This window comes from Olleya sp. 1-3, assembly GCF_002836085.1.
Taxonomy (GTDB): Bacteria; Bacteroidota; Bacteroidia; order Flavobacteriales; family Flavobacteriaceae; genus Olleya; species Olleya namhaensis.
On sequence record NZ_PJBW01000001.1, the window covers coordinates 279,379 to 299,344 of the forward strand.

The 19,966-nt window shown below is 31.9% G+C and carries 24 protein-coding genes; 18 read left to right on the top strand and 6 right to left on the bottom strand.

Going from position 1 to position 19,966, the window contains the following annotated elements; translation table 11 throughout:
• Position 1: 1 nt before the first annotated feature.
• The 3 genes from recO to gdhA form a co-directional block, all read right to left on the bottom strand.
• A complete protein-coding gene (gene recO / locus CXF54_RS01170) occupies positions 2-724 on the bottom strand; it encodes a DNA repair protein RecO (RefSeq protein WP_090836757.1) in 723 nt (240 codons plus the stop codon).
• The gene (locus CXF54_RS01175; protein ID WP_101202105.1) at positions 724-3,093 is read right to left on the bottom strand and encodes a two-component regulator propeller domain-containing protein; all 2,370 of its coding nucleotides are present in this window, start codon (positions 3,091-3,093) and stop codon (positions 724-726) included. Before CXF54_RS01175 ends, recO begins: the two co-directional genes overlap by 1 nt.
• Positions 3,094-3,219: 126 nt before the next feature.
• A complete protein-coding gene (gdhA, locus tag CXF54_RS01180) occupies positions 3,220-4,563 on the bottom strand; it encodes an NADP-specific glutamate dehydrogenase (protein ID WP_101202106.1) in 1,344 nt (447 codons plus the stop codon).
• A gap of 224 nt (positions 4,564-4,787) precedes the next feature.
• Here gdhA and CXF54_RS01185 point away from each other — a divergent pair, with 224 nt between their 5' ends.
• Positions 4,788-5,588 carry a THC0290_0291 family protein gene (locus CXF54_RS01185; protein ID WP_090836761.1) on the top strand — a complete coding sequence of 267 codons (801 nt, stop codon included), beginning with the start codon at positions 4,788-4,790 and terminating at the stop codon, positions 5,586-5,588.
• An 83-nt stretch (positions 5,589-5,671) separates the two neighbouring features.
• On the opposite strand, the gene CXF54_RS01190 is transcribed toward CXF54_RS01185, so the two are convergent.
• A complete protein-coding gene (locus tag CXF54_RS01190; protein ID WP_101202107.1) occupies positions 5,672-6,811 on the bottom strand; it encodes a cystathionine gamma-synthase in 1,140 nt (379 codons plus the stop codon).
• Between the two features lie 73 nt (positions 6,812-6,884).
• Between CXF54_RS01190 and CXF54_RS01195 the strand changes: the two genes are divergently transcribed.
• A complete protein-coding gene (locus tag CXF54_RS01195) occupies positions 6,885-7,628 on the top strand; it encodes a PdaC/SigV domain-containing protein (RefSeq protein WP_101202108.1) in 744 nt (247 codons plus the stop codon).
• On the opposite strand, the gene CXF54_RS01200 is transcribed toward CXF54_RS01195, so the two are convergent.
• On the bottom strand, positions 7,625-8,080 hold the full coding sequence (locus CXF54_RS01200) for a DinB family protein (protein ID WP_101202109.1): 456 nt from the start codon (positions 8,078-8,080) through the stop codon (positions 7,625-7,627). The two genes, CXF54_RS01195 and CXF54_RS01200, sit on opposite strands and share 4 nt — an antisense overlap.
• Positions 8,081-8,168: 88 nt before the next feature.
• Between CXF54_RS01200 and CXF54_RS01205 the strand changes: the two genes are divergently transcribed.
• The 3 genes from CXF54_RS01205 to CXF54_RS01215 all read left to right on the top strand — a co-directional run bounded on the left by CXF54_RS01205 (position 8,169) and on the right by CXF54_RS01215 (position 9,958).
• Positions 8,169-8,651, top strand: coding sequence for an OsmC family protein (locus CXF54_RS01205; protein WP_101202110.1), 483 nt, complete (start codon positions 8,169-8,171; stop codon positions 8,649-8,651).
• Positions 8,652-8,715: 64 nt separating this feature from the next.
• Positions 8,716-9,072 carry an arsenate reductase family protein gene (locus CXF54_RS01210; RefSeq protein ID WP_101202111.1) on the top strand — a complete coding sequence of 119 codons (357 nt, stop codon included), beginning with the start codon at positions 8,716-8,718 and terminating at the stop codon, positions 9,070-9,072.
• Positions 9,062-9,958 carry a DMT family transporter gene (locus CXF54_RS01215; RefSeq protein ID WP_101202112.1) on the top strand — a complete coding sequence of 299 codons (897 nt, stop codon included), beginning with the start codon at positions 9,062-9,064 and terminating at the stop codon, positions 9,956-9,958. Before CXF54_RS01210 ends, CXF54_RS01215 begins: the two co-directional genes overlap by 11 nt.
• On the opposite strand, the gene CXF54_RS01220 is transcribed toward CXF54_RS01215, so the two are convergent.
• Complete coding sequence (locus tag CXF54_RS01220; protein WP_090836772.1) at positions 9,939-10,418, bottom strand: acyl-CoA thioesterase; 480 nt, start codon at positions 10,416-10,418, stop codon at positions 9,939-9,941. The two genes, CXF54_RS01215 and CXF54_RS01220, sit on opposite strands and share 20 nt — an antisense overlap.
• Before the next feature lie 116 nt (positions 10,419-10,534).
• Between CXF54_RS01220 and CXF54_RS01225 the strand changes: the two genes are divergently transcribed.
• The 13 genes from CXF54_RS01225 to CXF54_RS01285 all read left to right on the top strand — a co-directional run bounded on the left by CXF54_RS01225 (position 10,535) and on the right by CXF54_RS01285 (position 19,691).
• Positions 10,535-11,395 carry a YicC/YloC family endoribonuclease gene (locus tag CXF54_RS01225; protein ID WP_232782552.1) on the top strand — a complete coding sequence of 287 codons (861 nt, stop codon included), beginning with the start codon at positions 10,535-10,537 and terminating at the stop codon, positions 11,393-11,395.
• A gap of 11 nt (positions 11,396-11,406) precedes the next feature.
• Positions 11,407-11,994: a guanylate kinase gene (gene gmk, locus CXF54_RS01230; protein WP_090836775.1), complete on the top strand. Its 588-nt coding sequence runs from the start codon at positions 11,407-11,409 to the stop codon at positions 11,992-11,994.
• A 98-nt stretch (positions 11,995-12,092) separates the two neighbouring features.
• Positions 12,093-12,671 carry a nicotinate (nicotinamide) nucleotide adenylyltransferase gene (gene nadD, locus CXF54_RS01235; RefSeq protein ID WP_090836776.1) on the top strand — a complete coding sequence of 193 codons (579 nt, stop codon included), beginning with the start codon at positions 12,093-12,095 and terminating at the stop codon, positions 12,669-12,671.
• A gap of 286 nt (positions 12,672-12,957) precedes the next feature.
• Positions 12,958-13,911, top strand: coding sequence for a Fic family protein (locus tag CXF54_RS01240; protein WP_101202113.1), 954 nt, complete (start codon positions 12,958-12,960; stop codon positions 13,909-13,911).
• A 150-nt stretch (positions 13,912-14,061) separates the two neighbouring features.
• A complete protein-coding gene (locus tag CXF54_RS01245; RefSeq protein ID WP_101202114.1) occupies positions 14,062-14,451 on the top strand; it encodes a hypothetical protein in 390 nt (129 codons plus the stop codon).
• 248 nt (positions 14,452-14,699) lie between these two features.
• Positions 14,700-15,161 (top strand): mobile mystery protein A, encoded by a 462-nt coding sequence (locus tag CXF54_RS01250; protein WP_101202115.1) that lies wholly within the window; start codon positions 14,700-14,702, stop codon positions 15,159-15,161.
• The gene (locus CXF54_RS01255; RefSeq protein WP_101202116.1) at positions 15,152-15,748 is read left to right on the top strand and encodes a mobile mystery protein B; all 597 of its coding nucleotides are present in this window, start codon (positions 15,152-15,154) and stop codon (positions 15,746-15,748) included. Before CXF54_RS01250 ends, CXF54_RS01255 begins: the two co-directional genes overlap by 10 nt.
• Positions 15,749-15,902: 154 nt before the next feature.
• Complete coding sequence (locus tag CXF54_RS01260; protein ID WP_101202117.1) at positions 15,903-16,523, top strand: hypothetical protein; 621 nt, start codon at positions 15,903-15,905, stop codon at positions 16,521-16,523.
• A gap of 135 nt (positions 16,524-16,658) precedes the next feature.
• Complete coding sequence (locus CXF54_RS01265; protein WP_157823368.1) at positions 16,659-17,216, top strand: hypothetical protein; 558 nt, start codon at positions 16,659-16,661, stop codon at positions 17,214-17,216.
• Between the two features lie 151 nt (positions 17,217-17,367).
• Positions 17,368-17,922: a hypothetical protein gene (locus tag CXF54_RS01270; protein WP_101202119.1), complete on the top strand. Its 555-nt coding sequence runs from the start codon at positions 17,368-17,370 to the stop codon at positions 17,920-17,922.
• Positions 17,923-18,077: 155 nt separating this feature from the next.
• Positions 18,078-18,473 carry a hypothetical protein gene (locus CXF54_RS01275; RefSeq protein WP_101202120.1) on the top strand — a complete coding sequence of 132 codons (396 nt, stop codon included), beginning with the start codon at positions 18,078-18,080 and terminating at the stop codon, positions 18,471-18,473.
• Positions 18,474-18,703: 230 nt separating this feature from the next.
• Positions 18,704-19,504: a hypothetical protein gene (locus tag CXF54_RS01280; protein WP_101202121.1), complete on the top strand. Its 801-nt coding sequence runs from the start codon at positions 18,704-18,706 to the stop codon at positions 19,502-19,504.
• Positions 19,505-19,508: 4 nt separating this feature from the next.
• Entirely contained in the window at positions 19,509-19,691 is a 183-nt protein-coding gene (locus CXF54_RS01285) for a hypothetical protein (protein ID WP_101202122.1), read from the top strand.
• Positions 19,692-19,966 lie beyond the last annotated feature (275 nt).

Sequence of the window (19,966 nt, forward strand, 5' to 3'; positions counted from 1 at the left end):
TTTAATTAAAAACGTCATTAAGAATTTGTAAAGATTTAGGCTTTTTAAAACTCCCCAAATGTAATTCAAAATATACTAAAATAAGAGCCAAAAAAGACTGTCTTTGCTTAGCATTAATTTTAATACCATCTAAATCATCAAACGTTGTGCCTAAAAGCTGTTTTAGTAGTGTTAAATTTTCACCCGTAACATTGTACTTAGAAACACTTTCATCTTGAAATTCGCCATCATATAAATTAAAACACAAAGCGGTTTCCATTTCTGTTTGATCTGGATAAAATCCCAAGTATTTTGTTAGCTGCAACAGAAACAATAAATGAAAATTAGAATAACTATCATTGGTATCCAACCATTGCAAAGTTGTCTGAATATAGCTATATAAAGTATCATTCTGCTCCTCCTCTTGTAAAGCATGTGCTAGTACTTCTGCCAGAAACATAACAATAGCGCTCTTTAAAATATTAGTATGAAGCGAAGCATATAAAAAATCTGTTTTAATATCTTTTATATATTGTAAAGACCGATTTGGTTTGTAGTCCGTGTTTAACTGTAATTGTGATAATGGCTGAAAATAGGCCACTTTTTTATTACTCTTTTTAGAAGTCAAAACGCCTTTTAGCAAATAACTAACAACACCTTGTTTTTGAGTATAACACTTTACAATAAGGTCATTATCTTTAAACCGTAGTTTGGACAGTACAATTGCATTTGTAGTTGTTAACATTATCTAACAACCATTAATTTTAGCACTTTAGTCTCAAAAGTATCTAAATCGTTAAGCATGATTAAATACACCCCAGATGCTACAATATTCCCACCCAAATTTTTACCATTCCATAAAGCCGTACCTCCATCTATTTCTAGATTATAGCCTTGAAATCTACCATTAGTTCTAGACTGTGCTTCTGCCACCAAATTACCTTCAATATCAGTAATTTTTATATTAACATTCTCTGATATGTCTCTAATCTTAACTTTATCCGTTAAAATATTAAAGTTTGGTCTTACAGGATTAGGATAAACATAGGCGTTTTCTAAAGTCGACTGCGGTTTAGACGCATCAGATTTAAAAGACACCAAGCCTTTATCTGTTGCAATATAAATCATTCCGTTTACATCATCTATAGACACATCCAACACGTCATTAGTTGGTAAAGGAGAATTATCTTTTGTAAAATGAAAGATGGTACTTTGTCCGTCTGAAGAGAAATAATACAGTCCTGTATCTAAAGTTCCAATCCATTTATTATTTGAGCCATCTACCTCAATATCTGTTATGTATTGTTGGAATAATAACTCTCTAGGAACACCATCATCTAAAACAATAATATCATCTACTTCTGGTGTACCCGTTATAAAATCCGTAGTATTATAAATAACCCTCAACCCTTTATCTGTTCCTACCCATAACTGCCCACTTCTATCAATGGTTAAAGCTGTAATAGCGTTTGATGGCATAGCATCTTCTTCTGAAACAGTATTAAAAGCTCCGCTACTTTCATCATAACCAACTATTCCATAATTATAAGAGCCCGTAAAAATAGTATTATTAGCATCTGTAGTTATAGCTGCAAATCCTTTGTTACTATCCGCAGGCTCAATAACCTCCAAAAAGCTAAAAGACGACCACTGCTCATCTCTAAACTTATTTAAAGGAGAATCATACCTACTGTTCATAACCCATAGTGATCCAGCAGCATCAAAAACTGAGGCGTGCACAAAATGATTGATTGTGAAAAATGGATTTATAGTACTATTCTCTCCAGTATAAAAAGTTACAGGAACATTGTTTTCTAATTTTAAAAGCCCACCTATTGAAGAACTTATATAAGCAATTTCAGGATTAAGGGGATCCACAGAAATATGAGACAAAGACCTAGGATTATTAGCAGTAGCTAAAATAGTATCATAACTTACGTTTTGCCAAGACTCATCAAAAAAGTGACTAATACCAGATCTAGACGTTATTACCGCGTATGGATTAAAACTAACATCATAACCACCATGTGTTCCATAAATATGACCTGGAGCTACTTCAATTTTAAAAAAATTATTTAGTAAAGGACCATCAGGATGTATTTCTTCTAATATAGACGTATCAGCTATTGACGTCTTCAATACTCCAAATCCTGTTTTACCTATCACTAAAGTCCCTTCCGTTCCAATATATATTTGATCAGTATCATCCATTAAAGCACATGTATAATTGGTGCTAAATTCTGCACTATTACCAACCTGAGCTATACCCGAAAAGCCCACAGGATTATAAATATAAACCTCTTTTTGCGTCGTTACTATCAACTTGCTATCAAAGACTCTAAAATCTGTAATAAAGTTAGGATATGTTGCCTTAATTTGCAATGCACCACTAACCAATTCATAAACCTTTCTGCTAGCATTCGCCGCAAACAATTGTGTACCTACTGCTTCAATTCCGACCCAATTACCGCCATTAACTTGCTCCCACTCTTGGTAGTCAATTAAATTTGGATTAATTACTGCTCCTCTCTTAATTCCAGTTGCAGTTGCTGCATAAATATCACCATCAAAAATTGTGGTTTGAGAAATTACTATTTGCGAACCTCCCGCACCAATATAATACGTGTCACCAAACTCTAAGCCCTCTAAATCATACACTGAAATACCATAATCTGTTGCTATGTACAACGTATCATCAACTAAGTTAAAATGATTAATTTTTTTATCACTTTGAGGAATTGTTGGTTTTTCTAAAATATCTACAACCGATAAAACCGTGTTATCACTCTCGTCATATATTTGAATTAACCCGTTTTCGAAACCCAGAAATAATAAGCCACGATCTTCAGCATATTTTATAACTGATATTTCCTCTCCTGATAAGCCATGTATTGTAGAAATAGTTTCGATCTCGTTACTATTTTTATTATACACAAAAACAGCATTTTCTGATGCACCAAAAACCCTGTCAGCGCCTTGAGATACATCTTTAATATTTAAATATGAGAAATAGCCCGTCCATTGATCAGAAAAATCTTGGGCATTAGTTAGTTGTAAAGTTAAAAAACTTAAACACAGAAAAAACAATTTAAGATTAGTCTTATTTGTCAGCATTATTTTAAAATCAACTGTTAAAACTCAAAAATACCACAATTTATTGTATCCCTAAGCGTATATAAAACACTAAAAAACCCCTAACCTTAATAAGGTTAGGGGTTTTAATATATAAACTGTTATTATCTACACAACTCCTTGTGCTAACATAGCATCAGCGACCTTTACAAAACCAGCAACATTTGCTCCTTTTACGTAATCTACTGTACCATCTTTTTGTGTACCATACTGTACACAAGAAGCGTGAATGTCTTCCATAATTTGGTATAACTTAGCATCAACCTCTTCTCTAGTCCAATTGTAACGTAAAGAGTTTTGACTCATTTCTAAACCTGAAGTTGCAACACCTCCTGCATTAGATGCTTTTCCTGGAGAGAACAATACTTTAGCTTTTTGAAGTACTTCAATAGCTTCTGGTGTTGTTGGCATGTTTGCTCCTTCTGCAACCACTAATACGTTGTTTTTAACCAACATTTCAGCTTCAGCTTTATCCAACTCGTTTTGAGTTGCACATGGCATTGCTATATCACAATTAACACTCCAAGGTCTTTCTCCCTTGTGGAACGTCGCAGATGTATACTTATCTGTATACTCGCTAATTCTACCTCTGTTAATGTTTTTAATTTCCATGATATATGCTAATTTCTCAGCATCTATACCGTCTTTATCGTGAATGTATCCAGAAGAATCTGACATTGTCACAACGGTACCACCTAACTCAGTTGCTTTTTCACAAGCATATTGAGCTACGTTACCTGATCCAGAAATAACAACTGTTTTTCCATCAAAAGAATCGTTTTTAGTAGCTAACATATTTTTTGCAAAATACACCGTACCATAACCAGTAGCTTCTGGTCTGATTAAAGATCCTCCATAAGATAATCCTTTACCTGTCAGTACTCCTGTAAATTCGTTAGTCAAACGCTTATATTGACCAAACATATAACCAATCTCACGTCCTCCAACACCAATATCTCCGGCTGGCACATCCGTGTTTGCTCCAATATGTCTAAACAATTCTGACATAAAAGATTGGCAAAAACGCATGACTTCGTTATCACTTTTTCCTTTTGGATCAAAATCACTTCCTCCTTTTCCTCCACCCATTGGTAAAGTTGTTAGAGAGTTTTTAAATACTTGTTCAAAACCTAAAAACTTTAAAATACTAAGGTTTACAGATGGGTGAAAACGCAACCCTCCTTTGTAAGGTCCAATAGCTGAGTTAAACTCTACTCTAAAAGCTCTGTTTACTTGCGTGTTTCCTTTATCGTCAATCCAAGGCACTCTAAAGATTATTGTACGCTCAGGTTCTACCATACGCTCCAATAACATTTTACCTTGATATTTTGGATTTTCTTCTATAAACGGAATTACCGTTTCTGCAACTTCGTGTACTGCTTGTAAAAACTCTGGCTCATTACCATTTTTTTGTTTTACTAAGTCTAAAAATGCTTCAATTTTATCTTTCATTATGTAAATAATTACGATACTGTTATACAATCCATAAAAATGTAGAACAAAGATACATTATCTTTAATACAGCACCTACTTTTTTTTTATTTTCGCAATCGTTATAGTTGATATTAACGTTTCTTTAATAATTCATATTTATGATGCGTTTTATCTGTAAAATTTGTATGTTCGTCGAGATTTTATATATTTGCCGAACAAATTGTTAATAACAAAGCCGTATTATGCTTAACCCTAAACACTTGATACTAGTTGTACTTATCCTATTAAGTACCAGCAGTGCATATGCGCAACTAGGCTTTTCTCACGAAATAGGTATCATTACAGGACCTGTCGCTTTTAAAGCTGACTTTGGAGAACGTTTAGATTCTGACACCAATGCTGGTAATACCGGTTTTGGAATTGGACTAGTACATTATATCAACTTTGCTTATCAAGCGGATTGTAATTGTTACACAACAGACAATTATTTTAATGATCATTTTAAATTACGTACAGAAATTTCTTTTAATAAAACCAAACTAAATCATTTAGGTAAATGGGTAGAAGACTCAAGAACTAGTGACGAGGCAGATAAATTAAGAGCACATACCGGAGAGGCTAACAATTTTGATATTGGAATGCAATTAGAATTTTTTCCGTTAAGTATTAGATCTTTTCAAGCTTTTGGATATAGACTAGCACCTTTTGTTAGTTTAGGCGCGCACTACGTATCTTATAACCCAAAAGTATACACAGATTATGATAATGGCACCAATGATGTTGGTAACGTTTTAGATAATAATAATTTTTACTCAGGTTGGGATCCCGGTTCTATTAATCCAGATTCAGGTTCTACGTGGTCTGTAGTTTCAAGTATTGGTGTTAGATATAAGCTAAATATGCTGTCTGATTTAATGATAGATCTTAGAGGACAATATTACTTTAGCGACTGGGTAGATGGTTTAGACCACCAATTAAATTCTAACAAATACAATGACTGGTTAGTTTGGCTAAATGTAGGTTACATTTACTACTTAGATTAGACTCAAATTAAAACATAAGTTTATAAAAAAAGCTCAAGTTAACACTTGAGCTTTTTTTATGCACCACTATTTGTGGCTATCAATTAACCTAAGGCTTGTTTTAGATCGTTAATTAAATCTTCTTCATCTTCAATACCAACACTTAATCTAATCATACTATCAACAACACCTATCTTTTCTCTCTCTTCCTTAGGGATACTAGCATGTGTCATACTTGCTGGATGACCACACAACGACTCCACGCCTCCTAAAGATTCTGCCAATGTAAAGACCTTAAGGTTTTCTACCACCTTAATTGCGTCTTCGTAATTGTTTCCTTTAGTTACAAAACTAACCATACCACCAAAATCTTTCATTTGCGATAATGCAATATCATGATTAGGATGATTCTTAAATCCTGGCCAATAGACTGTTTCAATTTTAGGATGTGTATTTAAAAATTTGGCTACAGCCTTACCATTTTCGCAATGACGCTGCATTCTAACATGCAAGGTTTTAATTCCGCGTAAAGCTAAAAAGGCATCTTGTGGTCCACAAATAGCACCACTTGCATTCTGGATAAAATACAATCTTTTTGCTAAATCTTTATCTTTTACAACTAATGCGCCCATAACCAAATCGCTATGTCCACCAAGGTATTTTGTTGCGGAATGCATTACAATATCCGCGCCCAGATCCAAAGGTTGTTGTAAATAAGGCGTTGCAAAGGTATTATCCACTGCAAGTAACACCTTATGCTTTTTAGCAATTTTTGCAGCAACTGCAATATCTATAATATTTAGCATTGGGTTAGTTGGTGTTTCTACCCAAATTAACTTTGTGTTTTTATTTACGTAATCTTCAATATTGGCAGCATTTTGCATGCCTACAAAATGAAACTTAATACCAAAACCTTCAAAAATTTTAGTAAACAAACGGTACGTCCCACCATACAAATCGTTGGTAGAAATAACCTCATCTCCTGGCTGCAATAACTTTAACACAGCATCAATAGCAGCTAATCCAGAACCAAAAGCCAATCCAAACGCTCCGTTTTCCAAACTAGCAAATGCATTTTCTAAAGCCTGACGTGTTGGGTTATGACTTCTAGAATACTCAAAACCTTTGTGTCCTCCTGGTGTTGTTTGTGCATAAGTAGAGGTTTGATATATTGGTGGCATCACTGCGCCGTATGCTGGATCAGGTTTTTGACCGCCATGTATTGTTTTTGTATTAAATTTCATGAGGAAATTTTTTGTTAGCAACAAAAATAGTTTTTAATTCGTTGTATTAAAACTAGAACAATACCTTTAGTCAATGTTTAACACTTTATCGATTTCAAAATCAGCCCTTTTTACTGTAATTACATGTTTTTTCCTGGCGGTCTCTTGCCAAAAGGACAAACCAATAACGTTTTCTGAAACCGAAGTTTCTTCAGAAAAGGAAACACTTGTAGAAGTTATTATACCAAAAGCGGATGGTAATTCTAAAACAGCAAAAACTATAAATGCAACACTAACTGGTTTTGCATGTACTATTTTAAACATTGATAGCGCTAAAAATAAAAAAGAAACTATTGCAGAAAGCATCACAGCTTTTAACGACGCCTATATCAATTTTAATAAAACGCTACTTACAGAGTTTGAAGACAAATTTCCGAGATGGGAAGCCCTAATTGACGGTGAAGTTTCTTACCAAAACGAAGCTATAGTAAGTATTGCCATGAATGGAAATATTAATACAGGAGCAGCAAGTAGCACCCTAAGATTCAAGTTTTTTAATTTTGATTTATCAAACGGTAAAGCGTTAACTACAGCAGACCTTATTAATAATATGGAAGCTTTTAAAACCATAGTTAAAAAGTACTACGACAAAGAGCTATTAACCACTTACACCAGTCTAGACGATAGTGCTAGTAGTTTTAAACTACCAGAAACTATCGGCTTTAATGAGGATGGTGTTATAATAATTTACGACAATTTTGAATTAGGCGATTTTAGCAAACAACTAATTGAGTTTACAATACCTTTTACTGTCATTGACCAATACTTAAACTACTAAATATTCTTTTTTAAGGCTAAAATATATCCCAAGTGGATGCCTTCATGAAAGTTGTTAAACGCAATAGCATCTTCTGCAGACGCTAACGTACTTTTTGTAGACACCGTATACTCGTTATACGTTTTAAATATCTTGTTGTTATAATCTTCTATAGTTTTTTCTATTGTAGTAAACAACAATGCTTTAATCTCGTCAACTTGAGCCTGGGTTACATCACCTTCCGTTTTAGTTCCTTTTCTATACCTTTCCACTAAATCGTCACTAACCATCATATCCAAACCAGACAATTTATACACCAATAATTGTTGGGTAACCACGGTGTGCGCTACATTCCAAAAAATATTATTACTGTAACCTTCTGGCACTGTATTTAATTGCTCTAAAGTAAATTGCTCTAAAAACTGTTTAAATATAGCTCTGTTTTTTAATGCAATGTCAAATGTAAACTCCATCTCTTTATTTTTTTTTACAAGAAACTAAATAAAAAAAACTTAAACTAATTACAATTGGATTTTTAACTTTAACCATTAATATTCCATAATGAAAACGCACCACTACCAAGCTACAATACAATGGACCGGAAACCTAGGTCAAGGCACAACGCATTACAAAGACTATAATCGCAACCATACCATAACCGCCACACATAAAACACAACCTATTTTGGCAAGTTCTGATCCCGCTTTTTTAGGAGACCAAACCCGTTATAATCCAGAGGAATTATTACTGTCTTCCATTGCCTCTTGTCATATGCTTTGGTACTTACATCTTTGCGCCACCAACAATATTATTGTGGTAAACTACACCGACCAACCAGAAGGCACAATGGAAGAAAACGCTAATGGTAGCGGGCAATTTGCCAACGTGACGTTACACCCAAAAGTAATAGTTAAAAATGCGGATATGATACAAAAAGCCAACCAATTACATCACGACGCTAACAGCATGTGTTTTATAGCAAGATCCTGTAATTTTCCAATAACACATAACGCTTCCGCGGAAGCTTCGCCTGGCACAGACTAGTTTTAACCAAAAAAAGGAGTTCTTTTTAGTAAAAAAAACGACCTTTGACAAAATTTTTAGCAAAATGAAAAAAGTATACTACCTAAAAACCTGCAGTACTTGTGTCCGTATTTTAAAAGAACTAGATCTGCCTTCAGATTTTGAGCTTCAAGACATCAAGACCAATCCAATTACGGAAACGCAATTAGAAGCCTTAAAAGCATTATCTGGTAGTTACGAAGCATTGTTTAGCAAACGTGCAAAATTATATAAAGAAAAAGGGTTAAAAGACCAAAACCTAACCGAAAAAGACTATAAACATTACCTTTTAGAGCACTATACGTTTTTAAGTAGACCTGTTATAGTTATTGATGACGCCATCTTTATCGGAAATGCTAAAAAAACAACAGCATCCACAAAACTAGCATTAAATGAAAGCTAGATATTGGGCACTATTAGCAGCATTGTTTGTACAAATATTATACGGCTTAAACTACACATTTGCTAAAGACGTTATGGTTGGAGGTTTTATAAAACCCTCAGGATTTATTGTACTTCGTGTTGGTGGTGCGTCTATTTTATTCTGGCTATTCAGTTTTTTGGGACCCACAGAAAAAATAGAAAAAAAAGACATTCTAACGTTAGTCTACGCAGCCTTTTTTGGAGTAGCTACTAATATGCTTCTGTTTTTTAAAGGATTGGAGTTAACTACACCTATACATGCCTCGGTAATAATGATTATTAGTCCCATAATCGTATTATTACTATCATCATTCTATTTAGAAGAAAAGATTACAAAAATCAAAATACTAGGTGTTATTTTTGGTTTTGCTGGCGCAGCTATATTAACCGTTTACGGTAAATCCGCAAGCCCTGGAGACAATGTGTTTTTGGGTAACATTATGATATTACTTAATGCTATTTCGTATAGTATTTACATTATAATAATCAAGAAATTAACCTATCGTTACCACCCGTTTACATTTATTAGATGGTTGTTTTTAATAGGATTCTTTATGGTACTCCCATTTGGATTTAATGACATACTAGCCATAAACACAGTCACGTTTACACCGTACATTTGGTTTTCTGTTGTGTTTGTAATTGTCGGTGCCACTTTTGGAACCTACTTATTAAACCCACTTGCCTTAAGACATCTTAAAGCCTCTACAGTAACCGTGTTTATATACTTGCAACCATTAATTGCAGGTATTTATGCAGTAATTGCGGGTAGTGATGCTGTAACAGCAGTAAAGCTAACAGCATCATCCCTAATATTTTTTGGTGTGTATTTGGTAACTAAAAAGCCTAAAGCTCTAAATGCTTAGGTAAACGTCCATGCAAGCGCATGTCCTCCTTAGTTAATATTTTATAGTCTTCCGTTTTTGGAAACTTACTGGTCATGTCTAATAAATCTTGTGGTAACCCAATAAGTTTTCTTGTACCAAGGTCAATCCAAGCGCCAACAATTTCGCAAAACGCTAAATTTTGGCCTTTACTGTTATAAAAGTTATGATCAAATTTAAAAAACATACCATCTTCACTTAAACCAGACACTTCAAGACTAACCGTTATTGGTTGTCCTAAAAAAGCCTCTTTAAAGTAATGTACATGTTCATGAAAAACAACAGGACCAACACCAGCTTTACTTAAAGCCATTAAAGAAAACCCATGGTCTTGTAAAAAAGCGGTTCTGGTATGAGACATGTAGTTAATATAAGCCGAGTTTGCTAAATGTCTGTTAGCATCAATATCACTCCATCTAATTTCAAATTCTTTTGTGTACATAGTGTTAGCGTTTGTTACTTCAAAACTACAATAATTACTTCTGCACGCATAATAAAATTTCGATTTCTTAGGCGTTAACATTTTACTTACCTTTGTAGCAATTAATTAGTGTTTATATGATTTATTCAATGACAGGTTATGGCAAATCTGTATTACAATTGCCAACAAAGAAGATAACTATAGAGTTAAAATCGCTTAACAGTAAAAACCTAGATTTGAATGCGCGTATGCCTTCAATTTACAGAGAAAAAGAACTGGACCTACGTAAACTAATGGCTAAGCAGTTAGAACGTGGTAAAGTAGACTTTTCTATCTACGTAGAAACTACTGCAGATGATACCTCAACACAAATAAACGCACCTGTTGTTAAGCAATATATGCAACAACTAAAAGCGGTTTATAATGATGGTAATGATATTGAATTGCTAAAAATGGCGGTTCGTTTTCCTGACGCTTTAAATACTGTCAGAGAAGAAATTGATAATACAGAATGGGCACAGATTGAAACCGAAATCCATACTGCTTTAAATAGCCTAAAAGACTACAGACTAAACGAAGGAAAAGTTTTAGAACAAGACTTTAACGACCGTGTAAAAAATATTGCTGACTTATTAGAGCAAGTTATTACTATGGATCCGGAGCGTGTAGAAGGTGTTAAAGAGCGTTTAAGAAAAGGCGTTGATGACCTTAAAGAAAAGTATGACGAAAACCGTTTTGAACAAGAACTGGTGTATTACATAGAAAAATTTGATATTACTGAAGAAAAAGTACGTTTAAACAATCACTTAAACTACTTTATTGAAAGCATAAACAGTACAGATTCTAACGGAAAAAAATTAGGCTTTATCGCTCAAGAAATTGGTAGAGAAGTTAATACTATTGGATCAAAAAGTAACTACGCACCAATGCAACAATTGGTTGTACAAATGAAGGACGAATTAGAAAAAATTAAGGAACAATTATTAAACGTCCTTTAAACATTAGCACATTGACTGAACACACCAAAACACAAGGTAAACTAATAGTATTTTCAGCACCTTCTGGATCTGGAAAAACAACGATAGTTAGACATTTATTAAAGCAAGAGCACTTAAACTTAGCCTTTTCTATTTCTGCAACTTCTAGAGAAAAACGTGGTACAGAACAGGACGCTAAGGATTATTACTTTTTATCTGCCTCAGACTTTAAACAACACATCAAGGACGACGACTTTTTAGAGTGGGAAGAAGTGTACAGAGATAACTTTTACGGAACTTTAAAAACCGAAGTCGAACGCATTTGGGCATTAGGTAAAAACGTAATTTTTGATATTGACGTCTCTGGCGGATTACGTATAAAACGTAAATTTCCAGAACAGACTATCGCCATTTTTGTTAAGCCACCTAGTATTGACGAGCTTAAAATACGTTTAAAAAAGCGCAAGACAGAAAGTGATGACAAAATAAACATGCGTATTAGTAAAGCTAGTGCAGAGTTGGCAACAGCGCCTTTATTTGATGTTATTATAGAAAATGACAATCTTGACAAAGCATTACTAGAAGCAGAAACCACCGTTAGCGACTTTATAAAAAAATAATAACATACTGTAAATTTTGGTCGTTTCTGAGGTGTAAAAAATGCAGCTTTCAAACACCAAAAGCACTTCGACTGCGCACAGTATGATACTTTTAAAAAATGAAAATAGGCTTATACTTTGGATCCTTTAACCCAATACATATTGGGCATCTTGTAATTGCTAACCAAATGGTGGAAAATAGCGATTTAGATCAAATTTGGTTTGTAGTAACACCACACAACCCATTTAAAAAGAAAAGCACACTGCTAGATAACCACCAACGCTTAGAAATGGTATATCTAGCCACAAAAGACTACGATACGCTTAAAGAGAGCGATATCGAGTTTAACTTACCCCAACCCAATTACACCGTTAATACCTTAGCGTATCTAACCGAGAAGTATCCTGACAAGGATTTTTCTTTAATTATGGGAGAAGACAACTTGAAAAGCTTCCATAAGTGGAAAAACTATCAAGTTATTTTAGACAACCACCATATTTACGTCTATCCAAGAATAAGTACTGGCACAATAGAAACCCAGTTTGACAACCACGCTAAAATACATCATGTTGAAGCACCAATCATGGAAATATCTTCAACCTTAATACGTAATAGTATTAAAGCCGGAAAAAACATTAAACCATTATTACCAGAGCATGTTTGGGCATATTTAGATGACATGAATTTTTATAGATAGTAAAGCTGCTGTAATTAACTTTCTAACAGCTTTTAACCAATTATAATTTATAATAAGAGGCATTAAAACCACCTAATCAGGTGGTTTTTTTTATGCTTTTTTTACAGCCTTACGGAAAGCCTTAAAATTTAATTAGTAGACCATTGTAACTTAGTCCAAGCAAATAAATTTATGCAGTTATACGCATTTTAAACACGTAATAACAATTGTAAGTTTATGGAAGAGTACTAAGGTAAATCAGATTAAATGATTGTATCTTTGGTAGTATCAAATGATAGTATCACAAATGAAACCACCTTACGAAATAACATCTTCTATTTTAAAATTAATAACTTCTATTTCAGAGAAAATAGGAGAAGTAAATGCTAATTTATTAAACAAACCTTCTCCGAAATTAAGAAAACAGAATAGAATTAAAACTATTCATTCTTCGTTAAAAATAGAAGGGAACACACTTACAGAAGAACAAATAACAGCACTTCTTGAAAACAAAAGAGTTATCGGTCCTAAAAAAGATGTTCTTGAAGTTTTAAATGCAATTAAAATATATGAAAAATTAGAAGATTACAATCCTTCAAATGAAAAATCCTTTTTAAAAGTACATGAAAACTTAATGGAAGGTTTAATTGAAAATTCTGGAAAATATAGAAATCAAAGTGTCGGAATTGTAAAAGGCTCAAAAGTTGAGCATTTGGCACCACCTTTTGAAAATGTTCCGTACTTAATGAAAGACCTTTTTGAATATTTGAAAAAGTCTGATGAAATTGAATTAATTAAAAGTTGTGTTTTCCATTACGAAATGGAATTTATACATCCATTTTTAGATGGAAATGGCAGAATGGGAAGATTATGGCAAACTTTAATTTTGATGGAAAAATATCCAATATTTGAATTTCTACCCTTTGAAACGTTAATTAGCAACGACCAAAAAAAATATTATAAAGCCTTAGCTGAAAGTGATAAATCAGGAAAATCTACTAAGTTTATTGAATATATGCTAAACGTGATAGACATTTCAATTAGTGAACTATTAGATTTTAATAATCGAACTTTAAATGAAAAAGACAGATTAGAATATTTTGTTTCATTAAATAAAACTGAATTTACAAGGAAAGATTATATGAATATTTTTAAAGATATTTCTTCAGCAACAGCAAGTAGAGATTTAAAGAAAGGTGCTGAATTAGGTTTATTTGAAAAAATAGGAGAAAAAAATAAAACAATCTACCGTTTAAAATAACTGGGCACAACACCACATATAATTAATTGCTAGATTTAAACCTACTTACAACCATTCCTGCGGAATATCTTATCTGTAATTTATTTGCTAAATTAGTTACTTAAAACACGCAACAAACCATATATAACACGATAGCAATAATTTGACAAAATGAACCGAATAATAATATTGATATTCTTTTTTAGTGTCGTTTCTTGTCAAAATGGACAACGGAAAGAAAATATAAATAACGGAATTGTATCTGACACTATTCAATTTCCTCTGAGAATATTACCTGACAATGGTTGGTTTCTGAAATTATATCCCAACTCAAAATATGATTACGTTTACTTTTCAGGATTTAGCTCTGGTTTTGATACTATTGAAAACGGAACATATAAACTAGTTGAAAAGCAGATTATTTTTAATAGTGGAATAAATAAAAGCGAGTTTGACTCAAAGAATTATTATCTTTTTGAAAACAATGAAAACGGAACTGATAGCACAAAATGTTTAAAAGATAAAACTAAAAAATATTGTCTAATAATAGAAACGGAATAAAAACTACTTACAACACCGTATAAAAACAATTGCGGTTTAGTGCTTAATCAAAGGGCACTATCTGCTTACTAACTCTAAACTTTTTTTGAAAAACCCTCTCAAGCAAACCCGTAATTTTCTATACACAAGCACGCTGTCATTAATTTTACAGAATAACCAAAAGTAAACTCAATTGTTTACTTTTTGTGTTTTTTGTAAACATATGCGATTACTTTTTTATATATTTGTAAACTTAAAGCGTTACAAAAATGAGAAATAAGCAAAAACTGTTAATTGAGCAATTGGACCAAAAACTTCAGCCATTCTCTGAAACCAGAAAGGTCCTGGTCCCAGAACGTGGATGGGTAAATACAATTAGGACATCACTTAATATGACAATGGCACAACTTGGTGCCAAATTAAATATAACAAGACAAGGCGTAAAAAGAATAGAGGAAAGTGAAGCTAATGGTACAATAACACTCAATTCTTTAAAAGATCTAGCCAATGCAATTGACTTAAAATTAGTCTATGCGCTAGTCCCAAAAAATGGTACCATTGATGAGTTAATACAAACTAGAGCAGAAACTCTGGCCCGAAAAATAGTTTTAAGAACCAATCAAAATATGAAATTAGAGGACCAAGGTATTGGAGATGAAAAGCTAGTCAAAACAATAAAAGAGCTTGCTAGCGAAATAAAACGAGAGATGAAAAAATCATTATGGGATTAGATTTCGATTATAAAGATGGACAAACACCTTTGGATGAAGAAGAAAAGGAAGGTCTTAAAATAAAGTCTATCACAACTCAAGGAGAACTAGATGAATTTGAGCAATTAAACATTGAAAAAGCAGTAGAATGGACTATTCATTCAAAATTTAAACTTGAAAAAATTTTAACTGAAAAATTTGTGAAAGGCTTACACAAAAAAATGTATGGTGATGTATGGAAATGGGCAGGCGATTTTAGAAAGACTGAAAAGAACATTGGAATTCCGTGGACAAAAATTGGAATTGAATTAAAAAATTTATTAGACGACACTAAATATTGGATAGATAACAACACTTTTCCACCCGATGAAATAGCTATAAGATTTAAACATCGCATAGTATCCATACATTGCTTTCTAAATGGAAATGGAAGACACTCAAGGATGATGGCTGATATAATTATGGAATCTATATTTAGAACTGAAATTTTTTCTTGGCATCAATCAAATATGGTTAAAGTTAACGAAACAAGGAATAAATATATAAAAGCTTTAAAAGAAGCAGATAAAGGAAATTTTACACCGTTAATTGCATTTGCAAAACACTAATACCAACAACCTCTATAATGCATTGCTAATTCTAGCCTGCTTACGACAATCTTCGCCTCGACTTTATATCTGTAATTTATTTGCTAACTTAGTTCCTTAAATCACGCCACTAATCACACACAAAAACGTTGTGCGTAATTAAAAATAAAATCATATGTGGAAAACACTATTTGGAAAGAAAAAATCAAACGAAGAAATTGAAAAAATTAAAGAAGAGTCCGAAAGCGGAAAACACAAAATTTATCCTATCCTAAAACCAGGAGATTGGGCCGGAATTAAAGCTGGAGCAATAAAGCAAACTTTAGTTGGAAATGAACAAAATCCGAAAGTAGTAATTGGTTTTGGTTATGACACACCTGAAAACTTTGTCTTTCTAACTAACCAGCATCTTGAAAAAATGGATTCAAACCAAATTTTAAAAGAAGCATATCAAAATTTAGAAGATTATAAAACAGAATTTGAATATTCTAAAACACTAGAAAATAAGGCTTTGACATCAAGTGGTTTGGATTTTTCAAGTGAGCGAATTTTATCAAAAAATCATATGCTCAAAGCACATAAGATGTTGAATTCAGAAGAAATTTTAGTTACAATTCCTAGAAGAAGATGTATGATGGTAGTTGCAAAAAATTCTGAAAAAAAATTACTGAACACATTTATTGGATTACATCAAAATGCATGGCAAGATGACAGTTTTGGAAATGCACCAATTGCGAATATGCTGTTTGTAATGAAAGACGGAAATATAGTTGGAACTTTTCCATTAGATAAATAATAACACCATCTATAATTAATAATTGGTTCTCGGCCAATTACGTAAATCTTCGCCCCAACTTTCTATCTGTGATTTATATGCTAAATTAGTTACTTAACCATACAACGTAAATTATACAAAACCATTTTAAGCAATTTGAAAAACTTACTCATAATATTAATTCTGTCAATGACTTTTGTTTCTTGTAAAAAAGATAAGCAAACTGAACTGCCAAAATCTGATTTTAATCTAAAAAGTGATTTTACTGAATTAACAAACAAAATGACTGAATTAGATACAATAAAAATATGGACGAATTTAAGCCAATGTATGTATGAAGGAATTGAAAAGTTGAAAATAACTCGAAAAGGAGATTCTTTAAAAATTCAACCAGAATTTACAGAATCTATGTTTGTTGGTGCTGAATATACAAAGACAAAACCTATAAAAATTTCTGTTAATGACACTGTTTGGAAGTTTAACTCATTTCTTAAAAGAAATTTAAAAAGAGTGAATATGGATAGTCTAGAATATGGTCGATTACAAATCACTTTAAAGAAAGAAAGAATAAATTTTATGACTAACGGACTAGGAGATTCTGCAATATTTTTAATCGATTATTGCAATACAATGATGAATTTAATTCCCGAAAGCGAAAATCACATTTATGCTGGAACAGAAATCATAGAAGAACCAGAATTAACAACTGAATAAAAACCACCTACAAAAACATATATAATTAATTACTCGTTTTAAGCCGACTTGCAATCATTCCCGTGGATTATCCTATCTATAATTTATTTACTAAATTACGTGCTTAACCTACGCCACTAACCATACACAAAACCGTTAGGACTTAAATTTCATGACAGAACAAGAAATAAAATCTGAAATAACCGAAAAACTTAATCAAGGAACTTCGAAGTCAATTCTATATAATGAATTCAAAGGGAAAATCAAGGATGAGTCTTTAAGAAAAATTTTAGCCTCAAGACCATCTTATGAATTAAAGTTGAAATTCAAAAAAGCGCATCTGATGCTTTCAATTATTTGGGGGTTCTTTATTCTGTTAGAATTAATCGGAATAATAGATTTAATAGTATCTTTTGATATAAAATACTTTATCTCGCTGCTTTTATCAATTTATATCACAATCAATATTTGGAAATTTGATGGTCGCTTTTTTCTACCAGGAATTATTTGGTTCATCTTTACGATTTTCAATTCTTTTAGTGAATTAAATAGTATGTACGAGTATGATTCTGACTATGGTATAATTTTAATCATCTCATTCGTATATAGCTTAATTTTAGTCTTCGGAATTTATTTAATGTACCATATTAAAAAAAATGTATTTGATTACTATAATTGGTTTCTACTAATTTTAAATCAAGACGATGAAATACAATTTGAAAAATAACCACACCAAACACCTTATATAATTAATTGCTAGATTTAAACCTAGTTACAACCATTCCTGCGGAATATTCTATCTGTGATTTATTTGCTAACTTAGTTGCTTAAATTACTCAACCAATCATACACAATCACGTTGTAAAACATTTGACAAAAACCTTGAAGGACATATTTAAACTTGAGAAAAATTACGAAATCAACAGTTCTTTATCTAAAACTGATTTAGAGAAACATTTGAACAGTTTAAAGAACTTTGAATTTTATGACAATGGATTTAATATAAATGGTTCATTCGTACCTGATTTAGGTTGGGATGATTTTGCAAACCCAAAACTGATTTCTATAAGATTTGAGTTGGAAAACAGTAATTTGAAAAATATAAGAATTCGACCATCCATAGTTCTGAATATTTTCCTCACAGGTTTACTGTTAGGAATTATAATTATTCCAATAAAAGCAATTACTGAAACTGAATTGAATGATAAAATTGGTCTCGGAATTACAGCTTGTGGATTTATATTCATTTTTTTAATTATTCGCTTTTTTACCAACTGAAAAATTAAGTTGACAAAGAAAAAATTAAAGATTGAGCATTGCTGAATTAAAAAGAATAAGAAGATAAAAACTACACACAACACCGTATAAAAATAATTGCGGTTTAGTGCTTAATCAAAGGTCGTTGTGTGTTTGTAACGTCTGAATTTCCTTCGGAAATTCATCGCATACAAACCCACAACTATTCTTACACATAAACGTTAGGTATTACATAAAAGCAGACCCAAAAAATGATAAACCCAAATGAAATTGACAAAATTGTAAATTATTTAAAACAATATAAAAATCAACTTTCTGAATATTATAATTGGAACGCTAATACAGAAAAATTAGAAGAGTTAAAAGTCTTTTCAAAATCTGAACTTGATGAATTAGTAAATGAAAAACCTTTTGAAAAAGAAATTAAATTAAAAATAAGGATTTGCTTAAAATTAAACGAATTTTTAAAGAATTCTAAAACTGATTTTAATAATTTGAGTTTGTGGATTATTAAAAATTGGGGAGGAATCAATAGTCCAAATGACAGTAAAACACTTAATTTAATTGATGATTATTTAGATAAAGGAATAATAAAATTTGACCGAATTGCAAGCCTATCAAAAGTTTTAGCATACTTAAAGCCAAAAGAATTTATTATATACGATTCTAGAGTTGCTTATTCTCTTAATTGGATTTTACTTTCTAACAAAATAGAAAGTAAGTTCTTTCCAATCCCCGAAGGTAGAAATTCTAAAATGATTGCATTCGATATGAACGTACTAATTAGAATGAATCATTTAAATAGTTATAAAGTAAATAATGAGATAGAATTTAAAAACAAACAGTTTATTAGTAAAATTGATAAGAAAGTATTTATACCAAAAAATCAAGCGTATTTGGAACTGAATAAAACTATTAGCCAAATCAGCAAAAAGCTTTGGAGTAATGAAAAAACTAAGTATTTGTATTATACAGAAATGCTTTTATTCGCAATAGCTGATACAGAAATTTATAAAGACATAACAAACCGAATTAATCTAAATATTATCTAGAATTATGGAAAAGCCAATCAGTAATGAAAACGAAAACCAGAAAATAATTGCAGATTGGAATGCTGTAATTCAGCTAAAAAGTATCAACTATGACAATAAAGCAATTTGTAAACATTTATCAATAACACAAGCTGATTTATCAAAATTAGAAAAAGAATATATAGAATCAACACAATCGAAAAAATAAAAACTACGCCTAACATAAGTATAACTAATCGCTAGTTTTTAGTTACTTTTAAACCCCAAGCAGATTACATACCCCCTTTTTTTATGCTTTTTTTAAAGTTTTACGGAAACCCGTAAAATTTAATTAGTACACCATTGTAACTTAGTCCAAGCAAATAAATTTACGTAGTTATACGTATTTTAAACACGCAATAATAATTGTAAGTTTGTGAAAGAGTACTTAAGTAAATTAGGAATAATAATTCCACATATCCCGTAATTCTTATGGGATATTTG